This is a genomic window from Desulfocastanea catecholica (genome assembly GCF_054657295.1).
The window spans coordinates 1-13,624 of the sequence record NZ_BAAHYZ010000014.1 but is presented as its reverse complement, the minus strand read 5'-3'; the positions used below and the strand labels follow the sequence as shown (position 1 = coordinate 13,624).

At 43.4% G+C, this 13,624-nt stretch carries 20 protein-coding genes and 3 pseudogenes; 15 read left to right on the top strand and 8 right to left on the bottom strand.

What is annotated here, in order from left to right; translation table 11 throughout:
• Positions 1-4: 4 nt before the first annotated feature.
• Together ACYQ8U_RS13560 and ACYQ8U_RS13555 are read right to left on the bottom strand one after the other, a co-directional pair.
• Entirely contained in the window at positions 5-286 is a 282-nt protein-coding gene (locus ACYQ8U_RS13560; RefSeq protein WP_459946084.1) for a type II toxin-antitoxin system RelE/ParE family toxin, read from the bottom strand.
• Positions 279-533, bottom strand: coding sequence for a type II toxin-antitoxin system Phd/YefM family antitoxin (locus tag ACYQ8U_RS13555; protein WP_459946083.1), 255 nt, complete (start codon positions 531-533; stop codon positions 279-281). The genes ACYQ8U_RS13560 and ACYQ8U_RS13555 overlap by 8 nt, the downstream gene beginning before the upstream one ends.
• A 237-nt stretch (positions 534-770) precedes the next feature.
• Between ACYQ8U_RS13555 and ACYQ8U_RS13550 the strand changes: the two genes are divergently transcribed.
• Positions 771-1,037 (top strand): type II toxin-antitoxin system Phd/YefM family antitoxin, encoded by a 267-nt coding sequence (locus ACYQ8U_RS13550; RefSeq protein ID WP_459946082.1) that lies wholly within the window; start codon positions 771-773, stop codon positions 1,035-1,037.
• Positions 1,024-1,104, top strand: a pseudogene (locus tag ACYQ8U_RS13545) (VapC toxin family PIN domain ribonuclease); the annotation flags it as partial. The gene ACYQ8U_RS13550 and the pseudogene ACYQ8U_RS13545, both read left to right, overlap by 14 nt.
• 123 nt (positions 1,105-1,227) lie before the next feature.
• Here the strand turns inward: ACYQ8U_RS13545 and hepT are convergent.
• The 6 genes and pseudogenes from hepT to ACYQ8U_RS13515 form a co-directional block, all read right to left on the bottom strand.
• Entirely contained in the window at positions 1,228-1,644 is a 417-nt protein-coding gene (gene hepT, locus ACYQ8U_RS13540) for a type VII toxin-antitoxin system HepT family RNase toxin (RefSeq protein WP_459946081.1), read from the bottom strand.
• Entirely contained in the window at positions 1,634-2,050 is a 417-nt protein-coding gene (mntA, locus tag ACYQ8U_RS13535) for a type VII toxin-antitoxin system MntA family adenylyltransferase antitoxin (protein ID WP_459946080.1), read from the bottom strand. Before mntA ends, hepT begins: the two co-directional genes overlap by 11 nt.
• A 48-nt stretch (positions 2,051-2,098) precedes the next feature.
• Positions 2,099-2,377, bottom strand: a pseudogene (locus ACYQ8U_RS13530) (type II toxin-antitoxin system RelE/ParE family toxin).
• Positions 2,374-2,499: pseudogene (locus tag ACYQ8U_RS13525) on the bottom strand (ParD-like family protein); the annotation flags it as partial. The pseudogenes ACYQ8U_RS13530 and ACYQ8U_RS13525, both read right to left, overlap by 4 nt.
• A gap of 114 nt (positions 2,500-2,613) precedes the next feature.
• The gene (locus ACYQ8U_RS13520; RefSeq protein ID WP_459946196.1) at positions 2,614-2,916 is read right to left on the bottom strand and encodes a HigA family addiction module antitoxin; all 303 of its coding nucleotides are present in this window, start codon (positions 2,914-2,916) and stop codon (positions 2,614-2,616) included.
• A gap of 21 nt (positions 2,917-2,937) precedes the next feature.
• Positions 2,938-3,216, bottom strand: coding sequence for a type II toxin-antitoxin system RelE/ParE family toxin (locus ACYQ8U_RS13515; RefSeq protein WP_459946079.1), 279 nt, complete (start codon positions 3,214-3,216; stop codon positions 2,938-2,940).
• A gap of 186 nt (positions 3,217-3,402) precedes the next feature.
• Between ACYQ8U_RS13515 and ACYQ8U_RS13510 the strand changes: the two genes are divergently transcribed.
• The 13 genes from ACYQ8U_RS13510 to ACYQ8U_RS13450 all read left to right on the top strand — a co-directional run bounded on the left by ACYQ8U_RS13510 (position 3,403) and on the right by ACYQ8U_RS13450 (position 13,130).
• On the top strand, positions 3,403-3,660 hold the full coding sequence (locus tag ACYQ8U_RS13510; RefSeq protein ID WP_459946078.1) for a type II toxin-antitoxin system Phd/YefM family antitoxin: 258 nt from the start codon (positions 3,403-3,405) through the stop codon (positions 3,658-3,660).
• A complete protein-coding gene (locus ACYQ8U_RS13505; RefSeq protein ID WP_459946077.1) occupies positions 3,660-4,088 on the top strand; it encodes a type II toxin-antitoxin system VapC family toxin in 429 nt (142 codons plus the stop codon). The genes ACYQ8U_RS13510 and ACYQ8U_RS13505 overlap by 1 nt, the downstream gene beginning before the upstream one ends.
• A 176-nt stretch (positions 4,089-4,264) precedes the next feature.
• A complete protein-coding gene (locus ACYQ8U_RS13500) occupies positions 4,265-4,477 on the top strand; it encodes a type II toxin-antitoxin system VapC family toxin (protein ID WP_459946076.1) in 213 nt (70 codons plus the stop codon).
• A gap of 107 nt (positions 4,478-4,584) precedes the next feature.
• Positions 4,585-4,836, top strand: coding sequence for an AbrB/MazE/SpoVT family DNA-binding domain-containing protein (locus ACYQ8U_RS13495; RefSeq protein WP_459946195.1), 252 nt, complete (start codon positions 4,585-4,587; stop codon positions 4,834-4,836).
• Positions 4,830-5,228, top strand: a complete 399-nt coding sequence (locus ACYQ8U_RS13490; protein WP_459946075.1) for a type II toxin-antitoxin system PemK/MazF family toxin — start codon at positions 4,830-4,832, stop codon at positions 5,226-5,228. Before ACYQ8U_RS13495 ends, ACYQ8U_RS13490 begins: the two co-directional genes overlap by 7 nt.
• A gap of 322 nt (positions 5,229-5,550) precedes the next feature.
• A complete protein-coding gene (locus ACYQ8U_RS13485; protein ID WP_459946074.1) occupies positions 5,551-5,961 on the top strand; it encodes a fibronectin type III domain-containing protein in 411 nt (136 codons plus the stop codon).
• A gap of 294 nt (positions 5,962-6,255) precedes the next feature.
• Positions 6,256-7,107 (top strand): exosortase/archaeosortase family protein, encoded by an 852-nt coding sequence (locus ACYQ8U_RS13480; RefSeq protein WP_459946073.1) that lies wholly within the window; start codon positions 6,256-6,258, stop codon positions 7,105-7,107.
• A 20-nt stretch (positions 7,108-7,127) separates the two neighbouring features.
• On the top strand, positions 7,128-8,741 hold the full coding sequence (locus tag ACYQ8U_RS13475; protein WP_459946072.1) for an exopolysaccharide biosynthesis polyprenyl glycosylphosphotransferase: 1,614 nt from the start codon (positions 7,128-7,130) through the stop codon (positions 8,739-8,741).
• A gap of 148 nt (positions 8,742-8,889) precedes the next feature.
• Entirely contained in the window at positions 8,890-9,999 is a 1,110-nt protein-coding gene (locus ACYQ8U_RS13470; protein ID WP_459946071.1) for a DegT/DnrJ/EryC1/StrS family aminotransferase, read from the top strand.
• 119 nt (positions 10,000-10,118) lie between these two features.
• Positions 10,119-10,487 (top strand): four helix bundle protein, encoded by a 369-nt coding sequence (locus ACYQ8U_RS13465; RefSeq protein ID WP_459946070.1) that lies wholly within the window; start codon positions 10,119-10,121, stop codon positions 10,485-10,487.
• An 81-nt stretch (positions 10,488-10,568) separates the two neighbouring features.
• A complete protein-coding gene (locus ACYQ8U_RS13460) occupies positions 10,569-11,039 on the top strand; it encodes an acyltransferase (protein ID WP_459946069.1) in 471 nt (156 codons plus the stop codon).
• 26 nt (positions 11,040-11,065) lie between these two features.
• A complete protein-coding gene (locus tag ACYQ8U_RS13455; RefSeq protein WP_459946068.1) occupies positions 11,066-11,704 on the top strand; it encodes a hypothetical protein in 639 nt (212 codons plus the stop codon).
• Positions 11,705-11,831: 127 nt separating this feature from the next.
• Positions 11,832-13,130, top strand: a complete 1,299-nt coding sequence (locus ACYQ8U_RS13450; RefSeq protein ID WP_459946067.1) for a polysaccharide pyruvyl transferase family protein — start codon at positions 11,832-11,834, stop codon at positions 13,128-13,130.
• Positions 13,131-13,624: the final 494 nt, after the last annotated feature.

The window sequence follows — 13,624 nt, the reverse complement described above, 5'->3', positions numbered from 1 at the left end:
TAAATCAGGAGTAGACCTCATCATGAGTACCGATATGTATCGGAATGATTTTTTTATCTTCGATCAGAAATTCAATGGTCAGACGGTAACTTAACGTGATGGATAGAGAGTAAACATCTTTTAGCTTACCTCGCAGAGGATGAAGCCGAAGTGAAGGATGAAATGGGTTTGTCTCCATAAGCTGTAAACATTTTTCATATTGAGAAAGAAGCTCGGGATGTTTCTTGAAATACTTTATCGCTCTTCGTACATAGCTTTCGGTAAAAATAATTGTGAATTCAGCCATTTTTCAGCCCGGCGATATGCTCGGCTATTGTTTGATCGGCTATTCTGCCTGCCCTGTGATCTTCCCTGGCTTCATGTAATGCGGCTTCCAGTTCACATTCTCGCATATATTGGTATTGCTCAATGCTCATAACCACATATTTGCTTTTACCACGGACGGAAATAGTAGCTTCGGGGGAACTCTCCAGTATCTCTGCGATTGACGCAACACCACGTCGTTTTATGTCGTTTGCAGTAATAGTTGCCATAATATTCTCTCTATTTTAACAAATTTCCTCTGTTAGGAGTATCGATAAGTGCTATTTTAGGTGCTACGAAGAGTGCTGTCAACGTTTGCATTAATCTGCATGCATTACTTCCCCTGTCAACAGGGAAAAACCTTGGCATTAATTATCATTATGCTCCCAGATTAATGACCAGATTGACAAAGCACCATGCTGGTAGTAACATTGCTACATGGTTTATGTTTACAAAGGGAGCCTGATATGTCTGTTACAATTATTTCCAGCCGAGAGTTTAACCACGATATTGGAAAAGCAAAAAAAGCAACCCAAAAGGGTCCGGTGATTATAACTGATCGCGGGAACCCAGCGCATGTGCTTATGACCGTTGAACAGTATCAACACATCACTGGGACGCAAAAGAATATCCTCGACTTATTGGCAATGCCGGGGGTAGCGGATATTGATTTCGATCCACCTCGTTTAGGCAATGACATCGGCCGGAGGACTTGTCCTGATGTATTTACTTGATACTAATGTGATTTCTGAATTGAGAAAAGCAAAGACCGGTAAAATTGACAAAAATGTTGCCGGATGGATTTGCTTCACCAAGAGTATTTTTCGCTTCTATTTACTTTTGCCTCTTGTAGCTTCGTCACCGCTTCTTCGTCACCGCTTCTTCAATTGGTCTTTCACAGGAAGATTAGTGATAAATGCCAGATTACAGCAACATATCGGCGAAGATAGCGCCGAGTTCTTCTAGATATTGTGTCTTGTTTTGAATGGTTTGATACACCCTTGCTCTATCCAGACGCATGTAATCATGAACAAGAACGTTTCGAAATGCAGCCATACCTTCAAGATTCTTATAAAGCTGATATTGAATAACCAAGTGCTGATGTAAAATGTTAAAAATATCTGCATAACTCTCAGGCTTCTCATATCCACGATCAGCGATAATATGGTTGCCGATATCAAGTAAACATTCAATCGCCAGATGCAGATTTCGCTCTGCTGTTCCATAAATAAAGGGATCGTTAATAAAACGGGTGCTATCGTATTGCTGGACTGACTTGAGAATATTCAGGTAATCATGCAATCTCTCAAGTCGGGCTGTCAGCATGTTTTTATTGACCAAGATTTTGCCCCTTACTAAAGCTTCTTTTTATTTTTTGCATATGAACCGTCCTGATTGGTTCTGTATCAAGATACTCGCGAAATACGGCAATCTCAAAGGGAATGCGTCTTTTTTTATTCTCTTTCATTACTCTCCCGCCATGGATCACTTCATACTTGAGTACAAGAGACGCATTGTTTAAGATAACAAGATCAAAAGGATGCCCTTTGAGCAGGCGATCGATTTGCTCCAGAAAACGCAAGCGTGCGGAAAAAAAATCAACTCGTTTGTCTAAATAGACAGCCACATCAATATCACTGAGTGGTCCACACTCTCCCCTGGCACAAGAACCAAACAAGTAAGCAAATTTAACAACCTTGTTGCTTTCCAGGTAATCGTTGACAATGCCAAGACATGATTTGATCAATCCAGTTTCTCCTTCATTAATAAAATTTCATAAAAACCCAGCAGGCTGTTATTTTTTCAGGTCACCATAAAAATTCTCATTTCGCCCAGCGGCTTCAAGGTAAATCAGTCGGATCGTCTCATCGCGTGTGTAATCCAAAAGATAGAGTTGACCCAGGCAACGAAATTTGTAGACTCATAATTCTGACAGGTCACCCTTCTTCCTTTCGCCGATACCAAGATTAACAGCAACCCTGCTGACCGCTTCATCAACCTCAACCACAATATTATCGAAAAGCTTTTTATAACTACGTGAGAATCGGCGCGACTGATGGACATCCCATGTCATGCTTTGACTGCCGTGCGTGGTAGAAACGGTTCGCTGTCTTCCCGAGGTTCAGCCATACCGATTAGACACTCAGCGATAAATGAGGCGGGCAAATCCGGATTATCCAAAGCCGCACGGCCGACCATAAGTTGGCTAATGCTCATTTCGTTGATGTCTGCAAGTGTCTAAACCAGATAATTCAGCTCGCTTAAACGAATAAACGCTGGGATTTAATCCGGGGACACAATAGGAACTTATTATGATGTCCCCGGATTAACAAAATCCAACCGTGCAAATTTATTCAAATCAACCTCTTTTCGAGCACACCAAAGGTCGTAATTGTCCTGCATCATCAACCAGCTTTCCGGAGATCTGCCCAAAACCTTAGAAAGTTTCAAAGCCATTGCGGGAGAAACATCAGTTTTGCCGTTGAGTAACCGACTGACCAAACCTGTGCTTACCTGAAGTTTACGAGCCAGCTCATTCGATCCAACATCAAATGGTGCCAAGTAAACCCTTTTAATAAAGGTTCCCGGGTGCAAGGGGTTATGCTGTTGAATAGTCATACTATCTACCTCTATCTAATGGTAATCTTCATAATTGACCAAATAAGCGTTACCGTCTGTAAACTCAAAAACAATTCTCCAGTTTCCGCTCACATTAACGGCCCAAAGTCCAAGATGATCACCTTTAAGTTGATGTAACCGCCATCCCGGCAAATCCATATCGTCAATTTCTATGGCAGTATGTAGGGCTTGCAGACGTTCCTCAAGAAGCAGACCATGCTGAGGATTTATGCCCGCCATGCTGCCGGTTGTAAAAAATCGTTGCAGTCCTTTATGTTTAAAACTTTTAATCATGATTTATGGTAAAACACATCCAATTGTTGTGCAACAGTAAACGATCTGCTAATGACAACCGAAAATTGACCACCATCAGCAAAGTGACAAACTCTCTTGGCTGCAAGCTGGCTGTTGTTTGATTGACAAAGCACCATGCTGGTAGTAACATTGCTACATGGTTTATGTTTACAAAGGGAGCCTGATATGTCTATTACAATTATTTCCAGCCGAGAGTTTAACCACGATATTGGAAAAGCAAAAAAAGCAGCCCAAAAGGGTCCGGTGATTATAACTGATCGCGGGAACCCAGCGCATGTGCTTATGACCGTTGAACAGTATCAACACATCACCGGGACGCAAAAGAATATCCTCGACTTATTGGCAATGCCGGGCGTAGCGGATATTGATTTTGATCCACCTCGTTTAGGCAATGACATCTGTCGGCCGGCGGACCTGTCCTGATGTATTTACTTGATACTAATGTGATTTCTGAATTGAGAAAAGCAAAGACCGGTAAAATTGACAAAAATGTTGCCGCATGGGCCAGTCACGTCTCAACAGCGACTTTGTTTGTATCGGTCATTACTATCCTGGAACTGGAATTGGGGGTGTGCCTTATCGAACGACGAGATAATGCGCAAGGGGCTTTGCTTCGTACGTGGTTTAAGGATCATGTGTTGACAGCATTTTCGGACCGTATTCTGGATATCGATTCCGCGGTTGCACTGCGATGTGCAAAGCTGCATGTCCCGGACCCTCGGCCGGATAGAGACGCTCTCATAGCGGCAACTGCCCTGGTGCATGGCATGACTGTTGTCACGCGAAATGTAGCTGACTTTCAAATTATGGGCGTTGAGATAATCAACCCGTTTTTGTTTAATCTGGGTTAACCTGGAACTTAATCCCCTGTTAACAGGGAAAAACTTTATTATCTCGTCATATCGGCTACCATCACGGCATTATCACCAATTTTTCCCGTTTTAAAGGGAGATGTTGCGAGTTGGAGTTCAAAAAGCTCTTGTAAAAGCACAGATGACCAACCAAAATAGTCATAGGAGGAAATACTATGACAAAAGTGAACATTCCACAGCATCTGGCGGCTAACGATTTCAAACAACTCAATATCTCTTTTAGACACATTGCCAGAGTTGAATCATTAGACTTTCACCACCGTGATCCATTTGATCGATTAGTTGCAGCACAAGCCCTTGAAGAAAAAATGATGATTCTCTCTATGGACACAATATTTGATCACTATGGCGTAGAACGAATTTGGTAACCTACAACCAGATTAATGAACCATTGACGAGCCAGCCCCTCTTGTTTAAACTATGTGTAAACATCACACACAAACCAATCACTGACAGTAGTAGCAAGGAGGTTATGATGACCGAAGCCATGCAGGACATCAAACAGTGGGGAAATAATCTGGGCGTCCGCCTGCCTGCGGCAGTGGCCCGTGCTGCACATTTACATGTGGACCAGCGTGTGCGGATTTCCGTGGAAAACGGCGCAATAGTAATCCGGCCGGTAGAAGATGCCATTCTCACCCTGGAACAACGACTAGCCAGATTCGACCCGGAAAGACACGGAGGCGAACATATGCAGAGCCGGCCGGTTGGGGCTGAAAAATGGTAACGGGAAGCAAAAACGTCAAAGACAACGCGTGGGTACCGAATCGTCAGGATATTATCTGGATAGACTGCAATCCTCAAGCAGGTCAGGAAATGCGTGATGTTCATCCGTTTCTGGTGCTTTCTCCGAGTAGCTTCAATAACAAAACATCACTAGTCATCGGTCTACCCATGACCACAGCAGCATACAATGATGACAACCCCTTTGCTGTAGCAATCGGGAAGGTTAAAAAGGTGCGGGACAAGGCGGCAAAAACCAGTTATGTACTCTGCCATCAGCCAAAATCATTTGACTGGCGTATGCGCAAGGCAAAGCCGCATCCGCTCAAGAAGTTGGCGAATGCTCATTTTGTCGATGTATGCAAGTGCCTGAATCAGATAATTCAGCTCGCTTAAACGAATAAACAATGGGATTTAATCTGGGGATAATACTTATCATGGATGTCCCCATATAAAATAGCTGAATTACTTAATAGTAATTCAGCTACCATAAATACAATCGCACAAAGCAGCAGATGCAAATGACCCCTACCTGCCAAACAACTATCCAATTGTTTTTATACATATTTTCATAAATAAAAAACATGTGCATTTCTGGCGCGGTTCATGCTATTACTTAAAAAAGGATTTTTTAATATCACTGCCAGGCTTTTCTCAAAAAAACCCGCCCTGGTGGGAAAGTTGAAATTTACAGCAAACCTTCACACTAACAGGTCAAATGAAAAACCAAAAAACAATCAATCTGAGACGGCTTACAACATTTAGCACTCTGCTTGTGTGTCTCTTTGCCACAACGATTGCATATGCCAAAGACTACTCGTTCAGTTGGTCCGCTAATCCGGAACCAGTTGAGGGGTATAAGCTTTATTATAAAAACGGCGGTACAGCAGCACCGCCGTTTGATGGAACGGCGGCAGTTGAAGGACAATCGCCCATCAACGTTGGCAAGGTAACCACCTTCACGATTACCGGCTTGGAGGACAACGCGACCTACCATTTTGCGCTGACAGCCTACAACGGCAATGACGAAAGTGCATTTACTGAAATAATTACGGTTTCCCCTACTGACCCAGCCACAGAGCAGGCCCCAATCATTCTCAAGGTCCGATCTGTTGATATGCCACAATGAGCCGGTGCATCCATTCATTGAGGATATGGACAGTGCATTTTCCTTGACACCGTTCTGCATTTTTGCAGAACGGTTTTCCTATTGATACATCTCAACCATGCTCATAGAGCTTGTCGAGATTCCCATGTTTTTCCATCCAACGTCCTTTTTCTCTGAACAAATCGACCGCCCCTGCAAGTTCTTACAGCTATAAAACTTGCAACATGTCACCTTGAACACTTATACTAAGTACGAAATTTAATTACCAGGAGTGCGCAATATTTCTCTTAAAAACCAAGGACGATTCACATACAAATGACAAAAAATAGTACAATTTCAGATAACCTCGGCCGTGTATTGCTCCTTTGCCTGATCCTTTTCGGTTTGGCGATAACACTTTATCGCCCTGCCTTGCTGGACCTCTCCCTGGCCGTCCTGCACCGAGAGGGCAGTTCCCATGGGATTTTTGTTCCCTTCTTATCTGCATATCTGCTATGGCGTAACTTTGACAAAATAAAAAACTTACCGTCTCAAAGAAATTGGCCGGTTGGTGTCGTCGTCATCCTGATAGGCAGTATTCTTTTTTTTCTCAGCAAATATACCGAAGACCCCGTGGGCTTGGCGGTCCTGTCATTTCTTATTATATCCGGCGGGCTAACGCTCTCGCTTTTCGGCAACGCTGTATTTAAGGAAACGGCATTTCCCCTGTTCTTTCTTGCGACAATGATCCCACTGCCGCCAACAATTTACGCTGCACTTACCGAGCAGATACGCCTGAGCAGCACATGGGGTTCAGTTCTGCTGACAAAATCCCTTGGCGTGCCACTTTACCGGGAGGATTTTAACGTTTATCTATCGGGAGCAAACCTGTTCGTCGCCGATAGTTGCAGTGGTATACGGTACCTTTTGTCTTATTTCGTTTTCAGCCTTGTTTATGCTGCCCTCTTTAAGCAAAGCTTGGCCGGCCGCCTGGTGGTGATACTCGGGTCCATCCCCCTGGCTATTGCGGCAGGCATGATCCGGCTTGCCGCCATTTTTCTTGCTGTGCATTATATAAGTCCGGCCATGGCGGGAGTAAGACCCCATATTTTTATAAGCTGGACCGTCTTTGCAGTTTTCCTCCTGGGAATTATGGCCCTTGACCAGTACCTGTCGAAGGCCCGTTAAACGATCATACGTGATATTCAATGAAAAATAAATTCTCAGCGTCCGAAAGGTATAATCTCATTTTAATAGCCTGTGATATCGCCGTGGCAACCGGAGCCTTCCTGCTAGGGCTGCGGCTGACAGGGTGGGATTTTATGCTTTTCTGGGATATTGAAGCAACGATCGGTTTAATCGTTCTGAGTTTAACACCTATTTCTTTTTTTCAAACCTACCACCTCTACAACTATCACTTCCTTTATTCCCGAAAAGAGCATTTAAGAAATCTGGCTAAATCTTTTTGCTGGTCTGCTCTGACACTCACCATCATAGTTTTTCTCCTTAATAGTTCTCATCTGTTACAGACTAATTTTTCATTCTTCCTGATGGCATTATTCTGCGGTGCAGTTATCTTGCTCTTTCTCAGCAGATATTTATGGGATCATTTCCTTGATTTCCTCATGGCCTTTGGCATGGCTGTTCTCTTTGTCGGGATAACCGGCCTGGTCTGCAAGAATGGCATACCGGTCTTCATGACGAGTGCATTGGTTATCTTTATTTGTTTTTTACTTGCTATTATGCTATTGACCATCAGCAGACTCTTCATGGTCCATATTGTTTTCTTCAAATGGCTGAGACGACCTTTCAGAAGACAAGTCGTCATAATAGGTTCCGATAGTGATGTAGATACCATTACGCGCTACATCGTCGACAACAACGCACCTTTCTGGATTGCCGGCACCCTGGGGATACAACCGAACCTTGACCTTAAACGAGTTTATATCAAGGAACGATTGGGAAACATCGACCAGCTGCCGAACATTGTGGAAAAATTTGATATTGATGACGTTATCATCACCGATGAAACAATCGATAAAACGAGGCTGTGTTCCATTCTTGATTACTGTACCTCAGCTGAAATCAATGCCTGGTTTTCGCCAAAGCTGCTGCCGATCATTGCCATGAAATTGTTTATGAACAACTTTTGCGGCATTCCTATGATCCTGCTCTGCTCCCAGAAAAATATCGTTTTTTTTAATCGAGTGAAATATTGTTTTGATGCAATGGTGTCCCTGCTTCTCTTTCTTTTATTGTCACCACTCTTTCTCATCATTGCCCTGGCTATCAAACTTGATTCATCAGGACCTATTTTCTACCGATTTCAGGCAATAGGAAAAAATGGAGCAACGTATATGATGTACAAATTCCGCTCCATGCAGGTAAACTCGGACAATAAAATTCACAAAGACTACGTCTCCCAGCTTATAAAAGGAGAGATCGGCACAGACAGCAGCGGCAAAACCCCTCTGAAAATTATCGACGATCCACGGATTACCAGGGTTGGCAATTTGATACGAAAGTTCAGCATGGATGAGTTACCGCAATTATTTAATGTCTTACAAGGTTCCATGAGCCTTGTCGGGCCGAGACCGTGCCTGCCTTACGAATTTGACATGTACCAGGACTGGCATAAAAAACGCACATCCGTTCGCCCTGGTATTACCGGTCTTTGGCAGATCACCGGACGGAGTGAAGTTGCATTTGAGGACATGATCCTGCTGGATTTATACTATATATATAACAGAAACCTTATCCTCGATTGCAATATTCTGTTTGAAACTGTTTTTGTGGTTCTTGAAAAAAAAGGGGCGTATTGACGACAGGTAAGGGCGTAAAGGCGCAATGGCGTAGAGGCGTAATGGCGCAAGCCCCTAAACTTTTTGCGCCCCTAAGCCCTTAAGCCCCTTGCGCCCCTTAAGCCATTACGCCCTTTAACCCCTTCCCCCCCCACCAAGGAAAATTAAAATGCTGCCCATCCCCTTCCTCAACATAAAAGCCCAGTACGAAACCATAAAAGATGAAATCGCCACAGCCTTGCAGGAGGTTATCGACAACACCTCTTTTGCCGGCGGTCCACAGGTAAAAAGATTCGAAGATAACTTTGCCAGATTTTGCCAATGCGAGCATGCCATAGGCGTGGGCAGCGGCACAGACGCTCTCTGGATGGCGCTCATTGGCCTGGGCATCGGCAAGGGCGACGAGGTAATTACTTCCCCAGGTACCTTTATTGCCACGGCGGAAGCAATCAGCTTCTGTGGGGCCACCCCTGTCTTTGTCGATATAGATGAACGAACCTACAATATAGACCCCTCTCTTATAGAGGCCGCCATTACTCCCAGAACCAAAGCCATCATACCGGTCCATCTCTTTGGCCAGCCGGCTGATATGGATCCCATCCTCGAGATAGCCCACCGACATAACCTTGTTGTCATTGAAGACGCATGTCAGGCGCATAACGCCGAATACAAGGGCCGTCGCGCAGGCTCCCTCTCGGCTGCCGGCTGTTTCAGCTTTTATCCTGGAAAAAACCTCGGCGCTTATGGCGAGGCTGGAGCGGTGGTCACCAATAACCAGGAACTTGCAGACAAGCTGAGGATGTTTCGTGACCACGGGCAAAGAAAAAAATACTATCACTCAATAATAGGCTGGAATACCCGCATGGATGGCTTTCAAGGCGCTGTTCTCGATGTAAAGCTTCCCCATCTCCCAGCCTGGACCGATGCCAGACGCAAAAACGCCAAACTTTACAATCAACTCCTCAAAAACGTAACCCAGATAACGCTGCCATTTGAAGCAGACTATGCACAACACGTCTACCATATCTATGCAATTCGAGCACAAAACCGTGACAAACTCATAAACAAGCTGGCAGAACAGGGCATAACCTGCGGCATCCACTACCCCGTCCCCCTCCACCTGCAAGAGGCATATCAATTCTTAGGCTACACCGAGGGAGATTTCCCCATCGCCGAAAAATGCGCCCAGGAATTTGTGTCGTTGCCGATGTTCGCGGAACTTGAGGAAGAAAGTATTCGCTACATAGCGAAAAAAATAAAGGAGGCGGTGAGGGACTAATAGGCGTAATGGCGTATTGGCTTAAAGGCGCAAGGTTCTTAAGCCCCAAGCCCTACGCCCTATGCCCTTTGTGCCCTTAAGCCCTTTACGCCCTTAAACCTTAAGCCCTTTATCCTCCCATGGCCAACTTCCAAAACCTAACAGTATGGCAAAAAGCAAAAAACCTAGCCGTATACATCTACAAACTTACCAGCCAAGGCAAACTCGCAAATGACTACGGCCTGAAAGACCAAATTCGACGTGCAGCAGTCTCCATACCAAGTAATATTGCCGAAGGAGACGAGCTAGACACCGATAAACAGACAATTAGACATTTCTACTACGCAAAAGGCTCCACAGCCGAACTACTAACACAATCAATCATATCATTTGAAATCGGCTACATTGACAAAAAAACATATGAAGACATAGAGAAAGAATGTAAAATAATCTCCGCCATGCTAATGCGTCTAATACAAGCAAGAAGCCCAAAACCCAAGGCCCCTTAAGCCTTTAAGCCCTGAGCCTTTAGCCCTTAACCCTAAGCCCTAAGCCCTTACGCCCTTACGCCCCTATGCTCCTAAAATAACATGGAAAACATTATCGCCCCAGACGTAAAATTAGGCCAAAACGTAACCATCGCCCCCTACACCAACCTCTACGGCTGCACGATCGGCAATGAAACCAAAATAGGCCCATTTGTCGAAATTCAGAAAAACGCCACAATCGGCAATCGCTGCAAAATCCAAAGCCATACCTTCATCTGTGAAGGCGTCTCAATCGAAGATGAAGTTATGGTTGGCCACGGCGTTATGTTTATCAACGATCTCGATCCCGCGGCAGTCAACGCAGACGGATCGATTAAGACCGAAGCTGACTGGAAATGCATACCAACCTTTATTAAAAAGAGGGCGTCCATCGGATCCAATGCCACTATTCTCTGCGGCGTGACGATTGGCGAAGGTGCACTTGTCGGGGCAGGCGCTGTTGTCACCAAGGATGTACCACCACATATGGTAGTGGCAGGCAATCCGGCTCGCATTCTAAAAGAACGTCAATAAAATGGTCTGAAATCAAGAAAACAACGTTGGCATATGGCGTCCTGGGAATTGCAGCCATGGTTTTGTGCCTTTCCGGCTATTGGCTGAAATGTCAGATGGGAATAGATTTTTCAGAGAACTACTCTCTCAGTAAATATTTTCCCTTCAGCTATCTTGTCCCAAACATAGTCATTAGCAACCCAGCACCAGGCATAATTTTAGAGGATTCCTTCGATTCTTTTTCACTTTTTGGCAACTGGGCGCCTTTGTGGATGCGGGAAAAGGGCAAGGTATGCAAAGGCTATGATGCGAACGGCATAGATAACTCACGCTGCCTTTTGATCAAGAGCATCAGCGCTAAAAGTTGGTCCTGTTCCCATAAAAAAATGTTTCGAGTCCGAGAAGGCGACTTATTCACGTATAAAGTATATGTGAAATTGCGCGGAGATATTATCTCCGCGCAGGCAGGTGTAGCTGTATTTGATGAAAAAATGTCTGTTGTTTCATGGGATTATGCCAAAGAGAGCACTGTCATTAGCAATGAATGGGTACTCTTAGAAAAAGTATTTAGCATTCCTTCCAAGATATCCTATATACAAGTTCGGCTTTCCGGGACTGGTAAAGGGGAATTTAGGTTTGACGATATATATTTCAAAAATGTCATTAATACAAGACAGTCAACATAACCTATTTTTTTATCAATATTATTAGACAACTACAAGATCACTGTATGGCTCTTGCATTAACAGGGGGCTCCTTTTAAGAAATGTATCTAAACCACGATAATTAATCCGCCACCGAGGGTGTAACAAAATGACAACTCATCGAAAAAAATATATTTCTCTTCTTGGTGTCACACACAACACAGACAACTATGGTGTACGTGTACTGATGAGCTCTGCTGTTGAGATACTTTTATCCTTAGCACCCAACTCAGATATAACTGTTCTAGATTATGGACGAAATTCAGAGCAATGGGCAGAAAACATTAATGGAAAAAAGTACTTAATTAAGCTTAACAATTTACGTTTTAGCTGGCGTCTATATCTACCCAATAATGTGTTCAGACTTGTTGCTTTAGCCATCATATTGCATGCAATTCCTTCGAAAAAATTAAGACATAGGTTAATGGAAAGAAATTTCTGGTTAAAAGAAATCATACAAACTTCTTCCTGCTATGCTATTTCAGGCGGTGACAGTTTTAGTGATATTTACGGGTTTCGACGACTACTATATGTGGCATTACCTCAGATTCTCGTATTGTTATTGGATAAACCACTGGTTCTGTTGCCTCAGACTTATGGACCTTTCAAAAGCCGAGTTTCTCAATACATAGCGAGGTGGATTTTGCGCCGTGCGAAGGCAGTATATTCGAGAGATCAAGAGGGCGTGGGAAACGTGCGGACTCTAACAGGAGCAGATGGGCCTAATGTGAAAGTTGTCCCTGATGTAGGGTTTATCATGTCTTGTGAACCAATTCCAGCCGAAACTTTAAACCAGATTGAAATACTTAGACATCGCCGGCCAATAGTCGGAGTTAATGTAAGCAAATTATTATATATGGGGGGATATCACGAAAACAACATGTTTCAGCTTCGCCACTCTTTCCCAGAACTTATAGAAAATATAATAAATTATACAATACACCAAATGAATGCTCAGGTTCTCCTTATTCCCCATGTCTGCGGTGGTCCGAATAGCCATGAAGATGAAACACTTCTTTGCAAAAAGTTACTTCGTCAACTCCAGAGTCATCATGGGGAACATATCAATTACCTTGATCAATATTTCAACCATCGCCAGATGAAAACAGTTATCGGAAGATGTGATTTATTTGTCGGCGCACGTATGCATGCCTGTATCGGTGCAGTCTCACAAGGTGTCCCTACTGTTTGCCTAGCTTATAGTGAAAAATTTAAAGGAGTTATGAAGCCGCTAGGCCGTGGAGCACAAGTGATCGATCTAAGAATAGCATCGCCTATAGAAGTACAGGAAGCCATAAGTAGTATGTTTCATAATCGTAACAAATTGCGATTAGAATTAAACGAGTTAATCCCAAATTTAAATAAATCATTAAGATTATGGACAAATCAGGACTGTAAGTTGGTTTGATAATAAAGTCTGAACCATCCTAACAAAAGGGTATTCATCAGTCGCCCATCCTTAATGGAGGCTAATCATTTATGATAACAAGAGGATTTACAAACAATTCCAAGAAAAACAACAAATCTTGTACGTTATCAACAAGCAGGTGTATTATCTCGTTACGATTTCGTTGTCGGCATTACAGTTTCAGAAAAATGTCACTCATTCTTGGTTGGGATGAAAAAATATTTGCACCATATTCCAATCCATAGAATTCATACCATTAAATAGATGCGATAGGATTTGTTAATAAGGAAATTCCTTGAATTCATGAGCTTTTGGTATTTCATTTTAGACTATTAAGAGAAATGAGGGTAATTATGAATAAATGAAAAATTCTAAGTTACCAAACGCCACGAAACAAACGTTTTCTGGCGTGATATTTGCAAGGTATTTTTCAAAGAAACTCAAGCTTAGCAAATACAAACATAAAACAATCTGATTACCCACAAAGCTCAGCC

What these genes read in the sequence shown, in the direction of transcription:
- ACYQ8U_RS13515 (WP_459946079.1), bottom strand. Translation starts at nt 3,216, where the DNA reads ATGATTAAAAGTTTTAAACATAAAGGACTGCAACGATTTTTTACAACC.
- ACYQ8U_RS13550 (WP_459946082.1), top strand. Translation starts at nt 771, where the DNA reads ATGTCTGTTACAATTATTTCCAGCCGAGAGTTTAACCACGATATTGGA.
- ACYQ8U_RS13505 (WP_459946077.1), top strand. Translation starts at nt 3,660, where the DNA reads ATGTATTTACTTGATACTAATGTGATTTCTGAATTGAGAAAAGCAAAG.
- ACYQ8U_RS13450 (WP_459946067.1), top strand. Translation starts at nt 11,832, where the DNA reads ATGACAACTCATCGAAAAAAATATATTTCTCTTCTTGGTGTCACACAC.
- ACYQ8U_RS13555 (WP_459946083.1), bottom strand. Translation starts at nt 533, where the DNA reads ATGGCAACTATTACTGCAAACGACATAAAACGACGTGGTGTTGCGTCA.
- ACYQ8U_RS13495 (WP_459946195.1), top strand. Translation starts at nt 4,585, where the DNA reads ATGACCGAAGCCATGCAGGACATCAAACAGTGGGGAAATAATCTGGGC.
- ACYQ8U_RS13465 (WP_459946070.1), top strand. Translation starts at nt 10,119, where the DNA reads ATGGCCAACTTCCAAAACCTAACAGTATGGCAAAAAGCAAAAAACCTA.
- ACYQ8U_RS13470 (WP_459946071.1), top strand. Translation starts at nt 8,890, where the DNA reads ATGCTGCCCATCCCCTTCCTCAACATAAAAGCCCAGTACGAAACCATA.
- ACYQ8U_RS13460 (WP_459946069.1), top strand. Translation starts at nt 10,569, where the DNA reads ATGGAAAACATTATCGCCCCAGACGTAAAATTAGGCCAAAACGTAACC.
- ACYQ8U_RS13560 (WP_459946084.1), bottom strand. Translation starts at nt 286, where the DNA reads ATGGCTGAATTCACAATTATTTTTACCGAAAGCTATGTACGAAGAGCG.
- ACYQ8U_RS13510 (WP_459946078.1), top strand. Translation starts at nt 3,403, where the DNA reads ATGTCTATTACAATTATTTCCAGCCGAGAGTTTAACCACGATATTGGA.
- ACYQ8U_RS13490 (WP_459946075.1), top strand. Translation starts at nt 4,830, where the DNA reads ATGGTAACGGGAAGCAAAAACGTCAAAGACAACGCGTGGGTACCGAAT.
- ACYQ8U_RS13500 (WP_459946076.1), top strand. Translation starts at nt 4,265, where the DNA reads ATGACAAAAGTGAACATTCCACAGCATCTGGCGGCTAACGATTTCAAA.
- ACYQ8U_RS13475 (WP_459946072.1), top strand. Translation starts at nt 7,128, where the DNA reads ATGAAAAATAAATTCTCAGCGTCCGAAAGGTATAATCTCATTTTAATA.
- ACYQ8U_RS13480 (WP_459946073.1), top strand. Translation starts at nt 6,256, where the DNA reads ATGACAAAAAATAGTACAATTTCAGATAACCTCGGCCGTGTATTGCTC.
- ACYQ8U_RS13485 (WP_459946074.1), top strand. Translation starts at nt 5,551, where the DNA reads ATGAAAAACCAAAAAACAATCAATCTGAGACGGCTTACAACATTTAGC.